General features: G+C 67.2%; 15 protein-coding genes and 1 riboswitch. Of the genes, 5 read left to right on the forward strand and 10 right to left on the reverse strand.

Translation table 11 applies throughout. The annotated features are described in order from the left end of the window. Positions 1-9: 9 nt before the first annotated feature. The 7 genes from R9X41_RS11020 to R9X41_RS11050 form a co-directional block, all read right to left on the reverse strand. A complete protein-coding gene (locus R9X41_RS11020; protein WP_318634911.1) occupies positions 10-1,329 on the reverse strand; it encodes a sulfate adenylyltransferase subunit 1 in 1,320 nt (439 codons plus the stop codon). 146 nt (positions 1,330-1,475) lie between these two features. Beyond that, on the reverse strand, positions 1,476-2,414 hold the full coding sequence (cysD, locus tag R9X41_RS11025) for a sulfate adenylyltransferase subunit CysD (protein ID WP_318634912.1): 939 nt from the start codon (positions 2,412-2,414) through the stop codon (positions 1,476-1,478). Next, positions 2,411-3,271 carry a phosphoadenylyl-sulfate reductase gene (locus R9X41_RS11030; protein ID WP_318634913.1) on the reverse strand — a complete coding sequence of 287 codons (861 nt, stop codon included), beginning with the start codon at positions 3,269-3,271 and terminating at the stop codon, positions 2,411-2,413. Before R9X41_RS11030 ends, cysD begins: the two co-directional genes overlap by 4 nt. Before the next feature lie 7 nt (positions 3,272-3,278). Beyond that, positions 3,279-3,680 (reverse strand): DUF934 domain-containing protein, encoded by a 402-nt coding sequence (locus R9X41_RS11035; RefSeq protein WP_318634914.1) that lies wholly within the window; start codon positions 3,678-3,680, stop codon positions 3,279-3,281. A gap of 32 nt (positions 3,681-3,712) precedes the next feature. Then, complete coding sequence (locus R9X41_RS11040) at positions 3,713-5,491, reverse strand: nitrite/sulfite reductase (protein ID WP_318634915.1); 1,779 nt, start codon at positions 5,489-5,491, stop codon at positions 3,713-3,715. Between the two features lie 124 nt (positions 5,492-5,615). After that, complete coding sequence (gene mnmD / locus R9X41_RS11045) at positions 5,616-7,337, reverse strand: tRNA (5-methylaminomethyl-2-thiouridine)(34)-methyltransferase MnmC2 (RefSeq protein WP_318634916.1); 1,722 nt, start codon at positions 7,335-7,337, stop codon at positions 5,616-5,618. A gap of 9 nt (positions 7,338-7,346) precedes the next feature. Continuing rightward, positions 7,347-7,622: an oxidative damage protection protein gene (locus R9X41_RS11050; RefSeq protein WP_318634917.1), complete on the reverse strand. Its 276-nt coding sequence runs from the start codon at positions 7,620-7,622 to the stop codon at positions 7,347-7,349. A 120-nt stretch (positions 7,623-7,742) separates the two neighbouring features. Here R9X41_RS11050 and R9X41_RS11055 point away from each other — a divergent pair, with 120 nt between their 5' ends. Together R9X41_RS11055 and R9X41_RS11060 are read left to right on the forward strand one after the other, a co-directional pair. Next, on the forward strand, positions 7,743-8,774 hold the full coding sequence (locus R9X41_RS11055) for a sulfate ABC transporter substrate-binding protein (RefSeq protein WP_318634918.1): 1,032 nt from the start codon (positions 7,743-7,745) through the stop codon (positions 8,772-8,774). A gap of 121 nt (positions 8,775-8,895) precedes the next feature. Beyond that, positions 8,896-9,792, forward strand: coding sequence for an SGNH/GDSL hydrolase family protein (locus R9X41_RS11060; protein WP_318634919.1), 897 nt, complete (start codon positions 8,896-8,898; stop codon positions 9,790-9,792). A gap of 13 nt (positions 9,793-9,805) precedes the next feature. On the opposite strand, the gene R9X41_RS11065 is transcribed toward R9X41_RS11060, so the two are convergent. The 3 genes from R9X41_RS11065 to R9X41_RS11075 are packed head-to-tail and all read right to left on the reverse strand — an operon-like array spanning position 9,806 to position 12,398. Continuing rightward, positions 9,806-10,294, reverse strand: coding sequence for a hypothetical protein (locus R9X41_RS11065; RefSeq protein WP_318634920.1), 489 nt, complete (start codon positions 10,292-10,294; stop codon positions 9,806-9,808). Beyond that, entirely contained in the window at positions 10,291-11,817 is a 1,527-nt protein-coding gene (locus tag R9X41_RS11070; RefSeq protein WP_318634921.1) for a TRAP transporter large permease, read from the reverse strand. The genes R9X41_RS11065 and R9X41_RS11070 overlap by 4 nt, the downstream gene beginning before the upstream one ends. Before the next feature lie 41 nt (positions 11,818-11,858). Continuing rightward, positions 11,859-12,398, reverse strand: a complete 540-nt coding sequence (locus R9X41_RS11075; protein ID WP_318634922.1) for a TRAP transporter small permease subunit — start codon at positions 12,396-12,398, stop codon at positions 11,859-11,861. A gap of 371 nt (positions 12,399-12,769) precedes the next feature. Here R9X41_RS11075 and R9X41_RS11080 point away from each other — a divergent pair, with 371 nt between their 5' ends. The 3 genes from R9X41_RS11080 to R9X41_RS11090 all read left to right on the forward strand — a co-directional run bounded on the left by R9X41_RS11080 (position 12,770) and on the right by R9X41_RS11090 (position 15,733). Continuing rightward, a complete protein-coding gene (locus R9X41_RS11080; protein ID WP_318634923.1) occupies positions 12,770-13,477 on the forward strand; it encodes a response regulator in 708 nt (235 codons plus the stop codon). After that, entirely contained in the window at positions 13,474-14,892 is a 1,419-nt protein-coding gene (locus R9X41_RS11085; RefSeq protein WP_318634924.1) for a sensor histidine kinase, read from the forward strand. The genes R9X41_RS11080 and R9X41_RS11085 overlap by 4 nt, the downstream gene beginning before the upstream one ends. Positions 14,893-14,956: 64 nt before the next feature. After that, positions 14,957-15,122: riboswitch (FMN riboswitch) on the forward strand. A gap of 98 nt (positions 15,123-15,220) precedes the next feature. Further along, positions 15,221-15,733 (forward strand): 6,7-dimethyl-8-ribityllumazine synthase, encoded by a 513-nt coding sequence (locus R9X41_RS11090; RefSeq protein ID WP_318634925.1) that lies wholly within the window; start codon positions 15,221-15,223, stop codon positions 15,731-15,733. Positions 15,734-15,764 lie beyond the last annotated feature (31 nt).

Consider the following 15,764-nt stretch of genomic DNA (forward strand, 5'->3'; position numbering starts at 1 on the left):
GCGTCTGCTTCAAGCCTCGACGAAGACGGCACCCGAGGTGCGCTGGCTGGCGGTATCCACGAGCACCAGCGCGCCCAGGGTGCGCGAGCGCTCGAAGGGCAGGGTGGCCAGCGGCTCCTGCAACGAGAACTCGACGTGGCCGAGCGCGTTGGCTTCGAGGCGGTCGGCGGGCTGGCGCTCCAGGGTCTGGATGTCGAGCCGGTCGACGATGCGTGCGACCTTGGCTTTCACCCAGCGGTGACCGTGCAGCGCCCAGTACACACGACCCGGTACCAGGGCCTCGTCGTCGAGCCAGGCGACGGTGGCGCGCAGCGTGCGCGCCGGCTCGAAGGCGCCGGGTGCCAGCAGCCAGTCGCCGCGCGACACATCGACTTCTCGGTCGAGCACGATGCCGGCGCTGTGGCCGGCGGCGATGGCGGATTTTTCGCTACGGGCATGGTCCAGCACCTGGGCGACCCGGGCGCTGGTGCCTGCCGGCATCACCACGATGTCCTGGCCGGGCGCGACCTGGCCCGCGTTGATGCGGCCCCAGAACACACGGCGGCCTTTTTCGGTATCGGCCGAGGCCGAGAACTTCTCGACCCACTGCACCGGAAACGCGAACGGCAGGTCCACGTCGGCGGCCGTGACCGGCAGGCCTTCCAGGATCTGCAGCAGCGACGGGCCTTCGTAGCCGGCCCAGCCAGCGCGCGGCTCCACCACGTTCCAGCCTTCTAGCGCCGACATCGGCACCGTCGTCGCGACCGTGATGCCGGCATCGCGCGCGAAGGTCTCCAGCGCGGCGCGGATGCGGTCGAAGGCGACGGTGGGGTGGTCCACCGCGTCGAGCTTGTTGACCGCGAAGATCACCGAAGGCACCCGCAGCAGCCGGGTGAGCAGGCTGTGGCGGCGGGTCTGCGGCAGCAGCTCGTGCGCGGCCGCGCCGTCGCCCGACGCCCAGCGCAGCTTGGTCGCGTCGACCAGCACCACGGCGGCATCGGCGCTGGAAGCGGCGGTGACCATGTTGCGGGTGTACTGCTCATGGCCCGGCGCGTCGCCGATGATGAACTTGCGGCCGGCCGTGGCGAAGTAGCGGTAGGCCACGTCGATCGTGATGCCTTGCTCGCGCTCGGCCGACAGCCCGTCGGTCAGCAAGGCCAGGTCGGTGGCGCCGGAGCGCTGCACGCCGGCCAGCTGGTCCGACAGTACCGCGCGGGTATCGACCAGCAGCCGCCCGATGAGGGTGCTCTTGCCGTCGTCCACGCTGCCGCAGGTGATGAAGCGCAGGGCAGTGCCGGTATCGGCAGCGGCGGCGGCGGCAGTCGCAACGGCGGTAGAAGAATTGCTCATGTTCGATCCATCAAAAATCGTCCGCAAATGGCGGCATTAATTCCAGGGGCACCGTGGAGCTGGCTTTGCCAGGCCACCGGTGCCGCCCCCGGCAGGGGGTAGGCGGCTACAGCCCGCGCAGCGGGCCGAGCAAGCCTGGGGGCGAGTCAAAAGTACCCGTCTTTCTTGCGCTTCTCCATTGAGGCGTCCGAGGTCTTGTCATCCATGCGGGTCGAGCCGCGCTCGCTCACCTCGGCCGACAGCGTCTCGATCACCACGTCTTCTGCATTGGCCGCGTCGCTCGCCACCGGGCAGGTGCAGGTGATGTCGCCCACGGTGCGAAAACGCACCTGGCGCACGACCGGCGTTTCGCCGTCGCGCGGCGGTGTCAGCGGCGTGACCGGCACCAGCAGCCCCTTGCGCTCGACCACCTCGCGCTCGTGCGTGTAGTAGAGCGAGGGCAGGGCGATGTCTTCGCGGGCGATGTACTGCCACACGTCGAGCTCGGTCCAGTTGGAAATGGGGAACACGCGGAAATGCTCACCCGGCTGGATGCGGGTGTTGAACAGGTTCCACAGCTCGGGCCGCTGCGCCTTGGGCTGCCACTGGCCGAAGCTGTCGCGGTGCGAAAAGATGCGCTCCTTGGCGCGGGCCTTTTCCTCGTCGCGGCGGGCGCCGCCGATGAGCGCGTCGAAGCGGAATTCCTCGATGGCTTCCAGCAGCGTCACCGACTGGTGCGCATTGCGCGACTCGCCCGCATGGGCCAGGCGCACCGTCCCGCGCGCCATCGAGTCCTCGACGCTGCGCACGATGAGCTCGGCCTTCAGCTCGGCCGCGCGCTGGTCGCGGAAATCGGTCACTTCCTGGAAGTTGTGGCCGGTATCGATCATCAGCAGCGGGTAGGGAATGCGGCCGGCGCCGAAGGCCTTTTCGGCCAGTTTCAACAGCACCAGCGAATCCTTGCCGCCGGAGAAGAGCAGCGCAGGACGTTCGAAGACGGCCGCGACTTCACGCAGGATGAAGATGGCTTCTTCTTCCAGCGCATCGAGGTGGCGGTTGGCCAGGTGCGTGGGGCGCAGGATCTGCGGGTCCGTGCGGGCGTTCATGCGGTGGTCTCTTTCTGCTGGCGCGGGGGGAAGAAGCTGATCGGCGAAACGGTGGCGCTGGAATTGGCGGAGACGGTCGGGTCGGCGGTGGACGGGTCGTCGTGACTGCTGCCCGAAGGCGCGCCGTCGTGGCTGCCCTCCACGTGCAATCCGCATTCCTTGGCGCTTTCGCTTTCCCACCACCAGCGGCCTGAGCGGAAGTCCTCGCCCAGCGTCACCGCGCGGGTGCAGGGCGCGCAGCCGATGCTGGGGAAGAACTCGTCGTGCAGCGGGTTGTAAGGCACGCCGTGCAATTCGATGTAGTGCCAGACGTCGCCCCAGGTCCAGGCGGCCAGCGGGTTGACCTTGGCCCGGCCGGATTCACCCGGCGCCTCGATGTCGTGCACCTCGGCGCGGGCTTGCGACTGCTCGCGCCGCAGCCCGGTGATCCAGGCGCGCTTGCCGGCCAGCGCGGCCTCCAGCGGCACCATCTTGCGGATGTCGCAGCACTGCTTGCGCAGGCCGATGCTGCGGTACATGGCTTCTTCGCCGTTCTCGGCGACGAAAGCGGCTGCCACGGCGGCGTCGGGGCGGTAGACCTCGACCGTGCGCTGGTAGTGGGCTTCGAGCCGGCCGATGAGCGCGACGGTCGGCTCGTGCAGCTTGCCGGTGTCGAGCACGAAGACGGCCGAGGCGATGCCGCCGCGCTGGATCAGGTCGGTGACGACCATGTCTTCGGCGCCCAGGCTCGACGCCTGGGTCAGCGGGCTGTACTCGCGCTCGGCGCGCTGCAGCAGCGCGATCGAATGCGCGACCTTGGCGTCGAAATCGGCCGACGGGCGTCCCCGCTGCAGGGCCAGCAATGCGTTCGTCGTCATGGCGCGATCAGGCGGCGGCCGTGGCCGCGAAGTGGGGCGCGACGGTGACCGCGTCGCCCTGGTAGAACGCCGGAAAGCGCTCGAACTGGCGGGCAGCCGCCGAGGCATCGAGGCCGGCCTTGAGCACCGCGCTCGAAAAGCCCATGCGCGACATCTGCACCAGCTGGTCGATCAGCACGTCGCCGGTGGCGCGGATGTCGCCCTTGAAACCCAGGCGGCGGCGCAGCAGGAACGCCTGGCTGTAGGCACGGCCGTCGGTGAACTTGGGGAACACGAGCTCGATGCGCTGCAGATCGCCCAGGCGATCGGCGAGGGTCAGCGGGTCTTCGTCATTGGCAAGCGTCAACACCGCCGGCAGGTCGTCGGTGGCGTCGTCGGCGGACAGGATGCGCAGGGGCAGGGTGGTCATCGCGGGATCTCTTTCTTCTGCAGGCGCGGTCTTCAAGCGACCGCTTCTTCGGCCTTCGGTGCGCGGGCGGCATTGGCAGCGACCTTGAAGGGTTCGATGCCGACGCGGCGCAGGGTGGCGATGAAGGTCTCGCCTTGCTCGCGGGTGTCGCGGTAGGCACCGAGCACCGCCTCGATCACGTCCGGCACTTCGGCGCCGGTGAACGACGGGCCGACGACCTTCCCGGCCTGCGGGCTGCCCGACAGCGTGGAGCCGTCGGAGCCGCCGAGCGTGACCTGGTACCACTCCTTGCCGTCCTTGTCGACGCCGAGGATGCCGATGTGGCCGCTGTGGTGGTGGCCGCAGGAATTGATGCAGCCGCTGATGTGCAGGTCGATCTCGCCGATGTCGTCGAGCTCGTCGAGGTCCTGGTAGCGCTCGGTGATGGCGGCGGCGATCGGCAGCGAACGGGCGTTGGCCAGGGCGCAGAAGTCGCCGCCGGGGCAGGCGATCATGTCGGTGAGCAGATGCACGTTGGTGCTGGCGAATCCGGCGGCGCGGGCGGCCTGCCAGAGTGCGTGCAGCTCGGCGGCGGGCACCCAGGGCAGCAGCAGGTTTTGGTCGTGCGTCACGCGGGCTTCGCCGGCGGAGAAGCGGTCGGCCAGGGCGGCGGCGGTGTCGAGCTGGTCGGCGGTGGCGTCGCCGGGCGACAGCCCCGGGCGCTTGAACGACAGCGTGACGGCACGCAGCGCGGGGTTCTGGTGCGGCGCGACATTACGCTGCAGCCAGCGCGCGAAGGCGGGCTCGGCGGCGGCGGCCTGGGCCAGCGCCGCATCGGCGGAGGCGGCATCGCCCAGCGGGGCCAGCGCCGGCGGCACGAAGGACGCGGCGACGCGGTCATATTCGGCCTGGCTGATGGTGTGCGGCGCGCCGTCGTGCTCCACGATCTGGCGGTATTCGGCTTCCACGTCGTCGATATAGCGCTGGCCTTCGGCCTTCACCAGGATCTTGATGCGCGCCTTGTAGATGTTGTCGCGCCGGCCGTAGCGGTTGTAGACCCGCACCACGGCTTCGAGGTAATTGAGGATCTGGTCCCAGGGCAGGAACTCGCGCAGCACGGTGCCCACGATGGGTGTGCGGCCCATGCCGCCGCCGGCCGCCACGCGGAAGCCGAGCGCGCCGGTGTCGTCGCGCAGCAGGTGCAGGCCGACGTCGTGCCAGGCGGTGGCAGCGCGGTCTTCGGTGGCGCCCGTGATCGCGATCTTGAACTTGCGAGGCAGGAAGGCGAACTCGGGGTGCAGCGTGCTCCACTGGCGCATGATTTCGCCGAAGGGGCGCGGATCGGCGATCTCGTCGGCCGCGACGCCCGCACGTTCGTCGGTGGTGATGTTGCGGATGCAGTTGCCGCTGGTCTGGATGCCGTGCATGTCGACGCTGGCCAGCAGGTCCATCACGTCAGCCGATTTGGCCAGCGGAATCCAGTTGAACTGCACGTTCTGGCGGGTGGTGAAGTGGCCGCAATGCGTCGGCAGCGAGGTGGTGCCGAGGGCGCCCTGGCCTTCCATGGCGCGCTGGAAGACTTCCGCCTCGGGTTCGTCGTATTCCCGGGCGATGCGACCGAGCACGCGGATCTGGGCGCTGGAAATTTCGCCGTAAGGCACGGCCACGCGCAGCATTGGGGCGTAGCGCTGCACGTACCAGCCGTTCTGCAGGCGCAGGGGCTTGAATTCATCGTCCGACAGGGCGCCGGCCTGCCAGCGCTCGAGTTGGTCGCGGTATTGGTCCGCGCGCTGGCGTACGAATTGACGATCGAATTCTGTGTATTGGTACATCGTGGAATTGCTTGGGCCCCACCGGGGCCAGGGGATGAAAGACTTTAAGCCTTTGAAGTCTAAAGCCCAACGAATCAATCGTTGTTGCTATATATAGATCCGTTATGAGGAAAGCGGAACTTGCTTATGCGTTTCCTGTTTTTCGTGCAATCCGGCGCACGATGCGCTTGGTGCCGACGGCTTTGACCAGTCCGGCGTCGACCGGCATCGGCTCGCCGTGCAGGCGTGCGGCCAGGATCTCCGCGCACAGCACCGCCATGGTGATGCCACGGGCGCCGAGCGCGGTGCAGGCCCAGACGCGGCTGGTGTCGTCGGGCCACGGGCCGACGATGGGCAGGCGGTCGGGGGAAGTTCCGCGCACACCGCGCCAGTCGGATGCGGCGGTGAACATGGTCGGCAAGGCCGGTTCCAGCAAGGGCAAGAGCTCGGCCAGGCGTTGCCGGTTGCCGGCGCGATGGGTTTCGAGTTCCCCGTCGGGCACCACCACGGCTGCGCTGTCGCGTTCGAAGCTGGCGCCGGTCAGCCAGAAATTGGCCCCGCTGTGGTCCGGCACGCGGGGCAGGAAATGGCCGTGCCCGTTCCAGGGGCCATCGACGGCTGGCGCGTCGTCGGTCGGTCCGTAGGAAACCTGGCCCGCGACCGGTTGCAACGTCAGTCCGTACCCGAGCTGCAGGCCGCTGGCGTGCCCGGTCGCGATGATCACCAGGGTTTCCGCTTCGATCGCTGCCAAATCGAGCGCTTCGCCGTAGCGGACGGTCACGCCGGGTGTCGCCAGCATCGCCCGCACCAGCGCAGCCGGGCGCATCCAGCCTGCCTGGCGGTGGAAGACGGGAAGCTGGCCTTCGCGGATCTGCGTGACGCCGGAAATGTCCCAATCCACGCTGCGTTCGAGTAATTCGTCCGCGGTGGCGCAGAGGCTGCGCACGCCGGCGCGACTCAGGCGTGACAGCACGGCATCGTCGGCAGACACATGCGGCGCGAACAGCCCCGCCGGCACGCCGGACGCTCCGCTGGCCGGGCTGTTCGCCGGATCGAACACCGTCGCGCGCCAGCCGCGCAGTGCGAGGCTGCGCGCCGCTGCCGCTCCCGCAAGACCCGCGCCGGCGACGACACACCGGCCGGGCGCTCGATCCGGCAACGCCACATGGCGGGCCGGCAGGTGGACCAGTTCGGCCTGAAGGTTATGCCGTTTGGGCGGAACGCCTTCGACCTTGCGCACCGAAAAGCCGGCAGCGGTCAGCCCGTCGCGCACCGTGCGAGCCACTGTCCAGGTCGACAGGCGCGCACCGGGCCGGCAGCAACGCGCGACCGCGCGCAGGGTTTCGGCGCGCCACATGTCGGGATTGCGATCGGGACTGAAACCATCCAGGTAGACCGAGTCGGCCCAGCGGCCGAGTCCGCGCAGGGCCTCGGCGCTGTCGCCGACGAGTAGCGTCAGCAGAACGCGCCCGCCGTCGAGGGACAGCCGATGCGTGCCGGCATCGAGCCCCCACCAGGCGTCGGCGAGCTGGCGTCCCAGGTCGTCGAAGCCGGGATCGACCTGGGCATTGCGCCGCACGTCGTCCGCATCCGCCGGCCAGGCTTCCGTCGCGACATAGTGCAGCGTCGCCGGCCGGTCGGGGTCGTCGCGCCAGGCTTTCCAGGTGGCGAGAAAGTTGAGGCCCAGGCCGAAGCCGGTTTCCAGCACGCACCAGCGCGCCGCGCCGCGCCAGGCCTGCGGCAAACCGCAGCCCGCGACGAAGACCTCACGCGCCTGGGCGAGTCCGCCGTCCTCGCTGCGGTATCTATCCTGGAATCGGGGGCTGAAAGGCGTGCCGTCGGCCCGCCATTCGACGGGTTCGGCCACGACCCGTGCTCAGGCCGCGGTGGGCGGCACGTAGCCCTGTGCGGCGTCGGCGCCATCGCCGAAAAAGTGCTTTTCCATTTGCCGCGCCAGGTATTGCCGGGCGCGGGCATCGGCCAGATTCAGCCGGTTTTCATTGACCAGCATGGTCTGTTGCTTGATCCAGTCGGCCCAGGCTTGCTTGCTGACGTTCTGCCAGATGCGTTTGCCGAGTTCACCGGGGTAGGGAGGGAAGTCCAGGCCTTCGGCCTCGGTGCCGAGCTTGATGCATTGGACTGTGCGCGCCATCGGGATCTGCCTTTTAAGATGAAATTTCGACTAAACAAAGAGAATTTTATTCGTTCTTTGCGCAGTAGCACGCTCTCAGAATCGGGGCTGTCCGAACACAACCCATTGGAAAAAGAGCCCATGCAAGCGCGCCGCGACTTTATCAAGATTCCCCTGGCTGCCTCCCTGGCGTCGTTGATGGCCCTGCCGGGCGGCGCGGCCTTTGCGCAGGCACCGGCGGCCGTGACGCTGCTGAACGTTTCCTACGATCCGACACGCGAGCTCTACGTCGACTACAACCAGGCCTTCGCCAAGTACTGGAAGGGCAAGACCGGCCAGGACGTGTCGATCAAGCAGTCGCACGGCGGCTCGGGCAAGCAGGCCCGCTCCATCATCGACGGCATCGATTCCGATGTCGCCACGCTGGCACTCGGCGGCGACATCGACGCGCTGGTCAAGCACAACGGGCTGGTCAAGGCAGACTGGCAGAAGCGCCTGCCGCACAACTCGGCTCCCTATACGTCCACCATCGTCTTCCTGGTAAAGAAAGGCAACCCCAAGGCCCTGAAGGACTGGGACGACCTCATCAAGCCGGGCGTGCAGGTGATCACCCCCAACCCCAAGACCTCCGGCGGCGCCCGCTGGAACTACCTGGCCGCCTGGGAGTTCGGCCGCCGCAAATACAAGGGCGACCAGGGCGCGGCCGACTACATTGGCAAGCTGTTCAAGAACGTGCCGGTGCTCGACACCGGCGCGCGGGGCGCCACCATCACCTTCGTGCAGCGTGGCGTGGGCGATGTGCTCCTGGCCTGGGAGAACGAAGCCTTCCTGGCGTTGAAGGAGTTCGGTCCAGACAAGTTCGAGATCGTCGTGCCCTCGGTTTCCATCCTGGCCGAGCCTTCGGTGGCCGTGGTCGACAAGGTGGTCGATCGCCGCGGCACCCGCGCCGTCGCCGAGGAATACCTCAAGTACCTGTATTCCGACGAAGGCCAGGACATCGCCGGCCGCAATTTCTACCGCCCGACCGGCGACAAGGCCAAGTCCAAATACGACAAGCAGTTCCCCAAGCTCGACCTCGTCACCATCGACTCGGCCTTCGGCGGCTGGGAGAAGGCCGACAAGACGCACTTCGCCGACGGCGGCAGCTTCGACAAGCTCTACGTGCCCAAGTGAACCGTCGGCGCCGTTGGCGCTAGGCCGATCGGACTGGCCCGGCCCATGCGGGCGGCCGAGTCCGCCACACAGAATGCTCCCGAACTTTGCAGGCTAGTGCTTGCTTCATTCGGGAGCTTTCATGTTTTTGGACCAGACAAAATCTTGGGCGTCGGTGGCGGGCACCCTGCTGCTGGCCGCCGCATTGGCAGGCTGCGGCAGCGGGGGCGACTCGCCGCTGATACCGGTGCAGAACACGTTCGTGGCCATGGGCGATTCGTTTTCGAGCGGCCACGGCACCGAGGCCTATCCGGACATGAGCCAGTGCAGCCGCACCCGCTATTCCTATCCCAACCTGTGGGCGCTGCGGCACGGCCAGCAGGGCTTCACCTTCGTGGCCTGCCAGGGCGCCACCACCGACAACGTGCTGCGCACCGCGCAGACGGAGCAGGGCGAGATCCGCCCACAAATCGAGGCGGTGACCGCCGCCACGCAGATCGTGACCATCACCATCGGCGGCAACGACACCGGTTTTTCCGGGATCGCCGACGCGTGCGCGATCAGCGAGATCTTCGATCGCGACAAGGCCTCGTGCCTGCGCAAGATCGAAAACGTGCTCGACATGGTGCAGGGCTACCAGCTGCTGCCCGACAACACGACCTTCTACCAGCACCTGCTGCGCACCTACCAGGCGATTCGCGGCAGGGCGAGCCCGACCGCTGCCATCTTCGTGCTGGGCTATCCGCAGCTCTACTACCTGCCGACCGACCTGGAGGCGATCGGCCCGAACACGCGGCGCAAGGTCAATGAACTGATGGTGGAGATGAACGCGGTGATCCGGCGAGCGGCCGAAGACGCGGGCGTGACCTTCGTCACCGCCGACGTTCGCTTCGCCGGCCACGGCGCGGCCTGGGACAACCCGAACGGGGCCTGGATTAACAACATCACGCTGGAAGACAGCCACTCGAGCCTGCATCCCAACATCGACGGGCACGCGCTCGGCTATCTGGCCTCGCTCGAGGACGTGACCGGCCGCTGAGCCCCGGCGCGGGCTACAGGCGGCGGAATTCGGAGAGTTCGCGCGCCAGCCGCGAGAACTCCGAGCGCAGCGCCGGCGTGGCGCCGTAGAACACCAGGAATTTGCCTGACAGCGTGCGGGCATACAGGCGCGGCGCGACCAGCCAGTCGAGGCCCGGCACCCGCAGCACCTTGCAATAGGCGAGGTCGGCCAGCGGCAGACGCTTGTGCCAGATCCAGCGCTGCTCCAGGGCCTGCTCGCCCACGGTGGTGCGGCTTCGCAGCACGCAGACCCAGGTCCAGACCATCAACGCCAAACCGGCGGCTACCCACACCAGGCCCGGGCCGTAGGTGATCGCATCACGCTGCCAGAGCCGGATCACCCAGCCGATGCAGCCGCCCACCAGCAGGGTGGCGAGGGTCTGAAAAAACCGCGAGAAGGCCGGGCCTTCGACGCGGCCGTCGGTCGGCGCGTAGACGAAAGGCGCCGGCCCGAGGCCCGCGCCGAAACCCATGGCCATCATTTGGCGGGCTCCGCCGGCGCAGGAGCCGGCGTCTGGCCCTGCTTGAACATCTCGTCGATGCGCTTCTGTTGGTCTTCCTCGGACTCAGAGCTGGCGTCCGGCTCCTCGTTGACCGGCGCTTCGATCTGCACCTTGTCGAGATCGATCTGCTCCTCCTTGTCGAGGAAGATGGTCACCGTCTGCGGCACGAAGATCACCACCGCTACCAGCAGCAGTTGCAGCAGCACCCAGGGAATCGAGCCCAGGTAGATGTCGCTGGACTTGATCGGCTTTTCGATGCGCTTTTCCTTGAACAGCGTGTCGGCGATGCCGCGCAAATAGAACAGCGCAAAGCCGAAGGGCGGATGCATGAAGCTGGTCTGCATGTTCACGCACAGCAGCACGCCGAACCACACCAGGTCGATGCCCAGCTTGGCGGCCACCGGCCCGAGCATCGGCAGGATGATGAAGGCGATCTCGAAGAAGTCGAGGAAGAACGCCAGGAAGAAGATGAAGATGTTGACCGCGATCAGAAAGCCGACCTGGCCGCCCGGAAGCCCCGACAGCATGTGCTCCACCCACAGCGCGCCGTCCACGCCCTGGAACACCATCGAGAAGGTGCGCGCACCGATCAGGATGAACACCACCATGGCCGTCAGCCGCATGGTGCCCACCATGGCGTCCCAGATGAGCGCGCGCGTCAGCCGCTTGTGGATGGCGGCCAGCACCAGCGCGCCCACCACGCCCATGGCGCCGGCTTCGGTCGGCGTGGCGATGGCGGTGTCGATGCCCGGCAGCCCGCCCATGGAACCCAGCACCGCGAAGATCAGCACCGCCGACGGAATGATGCCGCGCAGACACTTGCCCCACAGCGCCCAGCCTTCGAGCGTGCGCGCCGACTTGGGCACGCCCGGTACGTGGTGCGGCTTGATCACGCCGAGCGCGAAGGTGTAGGCCGCGAAGAACAGCACCTGCAGGATCGACGGACCCCAGGCGCCCTTGTACATGTCGCCGACCGAGCGGCCGAGTTGGTCGGCCATGACGATCAGCACCAGCGAAGGCGGCACCAGTTGGGTGATGGTGCCCGAGGCCGCCAGTACGCCGGTGGCGTAACGCATGTTGTAGCCGTAGCGGATCATCACCGGCAGCGAGATCAGCGCCATGGCGATCACCTGGCCGGCCACCGTGCCGGTGATGGCGCCGAGGATGAAGCCCACGATGATCACCGAGTAGCCGAGCCCGCCCCGGACCGGCCCGAAGAGCTGGCCCATGGAGTCGAGCATGTCTTCGGCCAGCCCGCACTTCTCCAGGATGGCACCCATGAAGGTGAAGAAGGGAATCGCCAGCAGCAGTTCGTTGCTCAGGATGCCGAACATGTTGATCGGCAGATTGGCCATGAAGCTGGCGGGGAACCAGCCCATCTCGATGGCCAGAAAGCCCGAGCCCAGGCCGAGCGCCGCCAGCGAGAAGGCGACGGGGAAGCCGATCAGCATGATCAGCACCAGGCCCAGGAACATGAAGGGCGCGAAGTTTTCCATCTGCATGGGTTGGTCTCCTCGGTTTTTTTCTAGTTATGGCGCCCGCGTTACTGGAGCGGCTTTTCGTAGTGGAAGGCCATCTCGAACTTGCCTGCGAGATAGGCGATGCGCTTGATGAGTTCGGAGATGCCCTGGATGAACATCATCCCGAAGCCGACCGGCAGCATCAGCATCGCGGGCCAGCGGATCAGGCCACCGGCGTTGCCGGACATTTCCTTGGTCAGGTACATCTTCATGAACAGCGGCCAGCTGAGCCAGGCGAGTACGCCCATTACCGGAAGCAGGAAGAAGACGATGCCGAACATGTCGACGTAGACCTGGCCTTTGCCCTTAAGACGGCCGTAGAGGATGTCGACACGCACGTGTTCGTTGAGGTTGAGCACGACGGGGGCGCCGAGCATCACCGTGGCGGCGAAGAGGTACCACTGGATTTCCAGCCAGCCGTTGGAGCTGATGTCCAGGCCATAGCGGATGAAGGCGTTGCCTGCCGATATGAGTGCTGCTGCGAGCACGGTCCAGGCGGCGATCTTTCCCAGGATGGAGGAGATCTTGTCTATGGCTTTGGCCAGCATCAGGAGGAGGGACATGTTTTTTGCCTTTCTTTGCTGGCTTCGGGTTGTCTCGGTATGGTGGCTTGGCGGTGCGGGATGGTACGGGTGGGGGTGGGGTTTGGGCTGAAAGTTGGCTGACGAGTTTTTGCGGGGTTTTCCCTGATGGGGCAGGGTGGTTTTGATTTTTTGGTAATCGAGGTGAGTTTGTTTGGTTGCTTATTTTTCTTCTATTTTTCATCGGGGGAGCTGGGGGCGCGCAAGCCCCCAGCTCCACCCTACGTTCAGTGGAAGAAGAGAAAAAAGACAAGCCAGCTCAGCAAAAAAGCAAACCCCCAGCCCCACCTCTGCAAGCAGAAGAAAATCAACCAGATAATCCAGCAGCCAGATAAAGACAAGAGCAAATAAAAATGCGCCTCCTTTTAGTAGAAGACGACGTCATGGTAGCCAGCGGCATCAAGCTGGGATTAGCCGACGCCGGCTACGCAGTCGACTGGGTAGGCAGCGGCGAACGCGCCGAAGAGGCCCTCAACCGTGCGCCTTTCGACGCGGTGATAGTCGACATAGGCCTGCCCAGAATGGACGGCCTGGAGCTCACCAGAAGACTGAGAACAGACGGCCACGCCATGCCAGTCCTGATCCTGACAGCCAGAGACGCCCTGGAAGACCGGGTCCAGGGCCTGGACCTCGGCGCCGACGACTACCTGGTCAAGCCCTTCCAGCTCCCGGAACTCCTGGCACGCCTCAGAGCCCTGCTCAGAAGATCTCACGCCGCCACCTCCGCAGTCCTCACCTTCGGCCCGGTGGAACTCGACACCGCTCAGCGAAGAGGCAGCGTCGCCGGCCACCCGCTGGAGCTCGGCCCCCGCGAATGGACGGTGCTGGAATACCTGCTCCTGCAGGCCCCCAACCCCACGGCGAAGGACAAGCTTTTGCAAGCCCTCACCGGCTGGGACCGCGAGATCACCGCCAACGCGGTCGAAGTCCATATCTCGCGCCTGCGCGCCAAGCTCGAACCGCACGGCGTCACGCTGCGTGCGATCCGCGGTTTCGGCTACCGGCTCGAACTGCGTCCACCAGCGGCAGTGCAAACCCCGGCGGCGGCCGCCGACGAATGAGGCGCCCCACCAAGCCGCAGGTGTTTCGTGGCCTGCAGCGGCGCCTGGTGCTGCTGCTGTTGCTGCCGCTGCTGCTGCTGGCCTTAATGTCGGCCTGGATCGACTACCGCTCGGCCGACAACGCCGCGCTGCGGCAAGACGCGATCCTGCTGCGCATGGCGCCGCTGCTCGCCGACAGCATCATCGTGCCCGCCGCCAGCGACGAGCCACCGCAGACGGCGCCCCAGGTGCTGCTGGCACCGCCGGTCGAGGAGTTTTTGAAGGACCGGCCGGGCAAGTCGGCCTGGAGCATGTCCGACGACGTCGGCCGCGTGCTGCAGGGCGAGGCATGGCTGGAGTCGGCGGCGCCGGGCACGCGCGAGCCGGAGTTCCTGAGCCGGGAGCATGAGGGCGTGCTCTACCGCATCGTCTCGCTGCGCATCGTGTCGCCGGCGGGCGATTTCGTGATGCAGCTCGCCGACGGCTCCGATCCGCGCCAGGACTGGGGCCGCGCGATCCTGATCCGCGCGCTGCTGCCCAACCTGATCCTGCTGGTGCTGGCCGCCTTCGCCATGCAATGGGCGGTGCGCCAGGCCTTGCAGCCGCTGCTCGACCTGAAGGACGCGGTGGAAAGCCGCTCGCCACGCGACCTCAGCCCGCTCGCGGAAGGCCCCGCACCCGAAGAAGTGCGCCCGCTGGTGCAGTCGCTCAACCGGCTTTTCGGCCTGGTCAACGCGCAGAGCGACAGCCAGCGCCGCTTCGTGGCCGACGCCGCCCACCAGCTACGCACCCCGCTGGCCGCGCTGCAGTCGCAGGTGGAGGCCTGGGCGCATGCGGCGGGCAACGACGGGGTGCGGCTGCAGGCGCAGGACGTGGGCCGCATGCGCGATGCGACCCGGCGCACCTCGCAGCTCGCCCATCAGTTGCTCGCACTGTCGCGCGCCGACGCCCATGCGCTGCACGGGCAGGCCGGCGCGCCGGTGGACCTGCGCGCGCTGTGCCACGTGATGATCGAACTGCATTTCGCCTATGCCGCCGACCGGCATGTCGACCTGGGCCTGGACTGCGAGCCGGTGAGCCTGGTCGGGCAGGAATGGCTGCTGCGTGAAATGCTCTCCAACCTGGTCGACAACGCGGTGCGCTACACGCCGTCGGGCGGTACGGTGACGGTGCGTTGCCGCGCCGGGCAGGACGCCGACGGCCGTCCACTCGCGGTGCTCGAGGTGGAAGACGACGGCCCCGGCATCGCGCCGGAAGAGCGCGGCCGGGTGCTGGAGCGCTTCTACCGGGTGCGCGGCACGACGGGCGAAGGCACCGGCCTGGGCCTGGCCATCGCGGATGAAATTGCGCGCAGCCACGGCAGCCGGCTGCAGCTCGAAGCGGGCGAGGGCGGTCGCGGGCTGCGCGCATGGGCGGTGTTCGGCGGCGCGCTTTAGCCGCTCGCCTGCAGGATCTTGCGGGCTCACCTAGAATCCGGCCCGCGCCCCGGCCTGCCGGGGCGTACGTTTTCAGGGCGGGGTGCAATTCCCCACCGGCGGTGATGGCGTCGTGGCTGGTAGCCCGCCGCACGAGCCCGCGAGCGTCCGCCGGTGCTGCATCGGCGGAGTCAGCAGATTCGGTGCGATCCCGAAGCCGACGGTCATAGTCCGGATGCAAGAAAACGTCGGCTCACGTCTCGGTGGCCGTGCCTGTCTTTCATGGGCCGGCCGGTGGCGTGGCCGCATGCCCTGGACCTTGCCGTCGTTTCGCCATACCGGCCGTCCAATGCCTTCCGACAATTTCTCCGCTTCTTCTTCTTCTTCTTCTTCGTCCAACGCTGCGGCCGCCGGCCGCATCGCGCTGATCCACGCCAGCTGGCATCTCGACATCGTGCAGCAGGGCTGCAACGCCTTCATCGCCGCCATGGCCGAGCTCGGCTATGCCGCCGATTCGATCGATGTGATCGCCGTGCCGGGTGCCTTCGAGATTCCGCTGCATGCCGCCAAGCTCGCCGCCAGCGGCCAATATGCCGGCATCGCCACCTGCGCGCTGGTGGTGGACGGCGGCATCTACCGCCACGATTTCGTCGCCACCGCCGTGATCGACGGCCTGATGCGGGTGCAGCTCGACAGTGGCGTGCCGGTGTTCTCTGCGGTGCTCACGCCGCATCATTTCCACGAGCATGCCGAGCACCGCGACTACTACCTGCGGCATTTCCAGATCAAGGGCCGGGAGCTGGCACAGGCCTGCGTGACGACCGTGCGCAGCCTCGAGCGCGTAGCGGCGCTCGTTGCCTGACCATCGACCGATCGACCGCGCCCGCCGGGCG

This window comes from Xylophilus sp. GOD-11R, from assembly GCF_033546935.1.
GTDB lineage: Bacteria > Pseudomonadota > Gammaproteobacteria > Burkholderiales > Burkholderiaceae_C > Xylophilus.

Bases quoted from the DNA above. Each gene is read 5' to 3' on its own strand.
- R9X41_RS11065 (WP_318634920.1), bottom strand. From the start codon at position 10,294: ATGATGGCCATGGGTTTCGGCGCGGGCCTCGGGCCGGCGCCTTTCGTC.
- R9X41_RS11055 (WP_318634918.1), top strand. From the start codon at position 7,743: ATGCAAGCGCGCCGCGACTTTATCAAGATTCCCCTGGCTGCCTCCCTG.
- R9X41_RS11075 (WP_318634922.1), bottom strand. From the start codon at position 12,398: ATGTCCCTCCTCCTGATGCTGGCCAAAGCCATAGACAAGATCTCCTCC.
- R9X41_RS11070 (WP_318634921.1), bottom strand. From the start codon at position 11,817: ATGCAGATGGAAAACTTCGCGCCCTTCATGTTCCTGGGCCTGGTGCTG.
- R9X41_RS11020 (WP_318634911.1), bottom strand. From the start codon at position 1,329: ATGAGCAATTCTTCTACCGCCGTTGCGACTGCCGCCGCCGCCGCTGCC.
- R9X41_RS11060 (WP_318634919.1), top strand. From the start codon at position 8,896: ATGTTTTTGGACCAGACAAAATCTTGGGCGTCGGTGGCGGGCACCCTG.
- R9X41_RS11040 (WP_318634915.1), bottom strand. From the start codon at position 5,491: ATGTACCAATACACAGAATTCGATCGTCAATTCGTACGCCAGCGCGCG.
- R9X41_RS11030 (WP_318634913.1), bottom strand. From the start codon at position 3,271: ATGACGACGAACGCATTGCTGGCCCTGCAGCGGGGACGCCCGTCGGCC.
- R9X41_RS11090 (WP_318634925.1), top strand. From the start codon at position 15,221: ATGCCTTCCGACAATTTCTCCGCTTCTTCTTCTTCTTCTTCTTCGTCC.
- R9X41_RS11050 (WP_318634917.1), bottom strand. From the start codon at position 7,622: ATGGCGCGCACAGTCCAATGCATCAAGCTCGGCACCGAGGCCGAAGGC.
- R9X41_RS11080 (WP_318634923.1), top strand. From the start codon at position 12,770: ATGCGCCTCCTTTTAGTAGAAGACGACGTCATGGTAGCCAGCGGCATC.
- cysD (WP_318634912.1), bottom strand. From the start codon at position 2,414: ATGAACGCCCGCACGGACCCGCAGATCCTGCGCCCCACGCACCTGGCC.
- R9X41_RS11035 (WP_318634914.1), bottom strand. From the start codon at position 3,680: ATGACCACCCTGCCCCTGCGCATCCTGTCCGCCGACGACGCCACCGAC.
- R9X41_RS11085 (WP_318634924.1), top strand. From the start codon at position 13,474: ATGAGGCGCCCCACCAAGCCGCAGGTGTTTCGTGGCCTGCAGCGGCGC.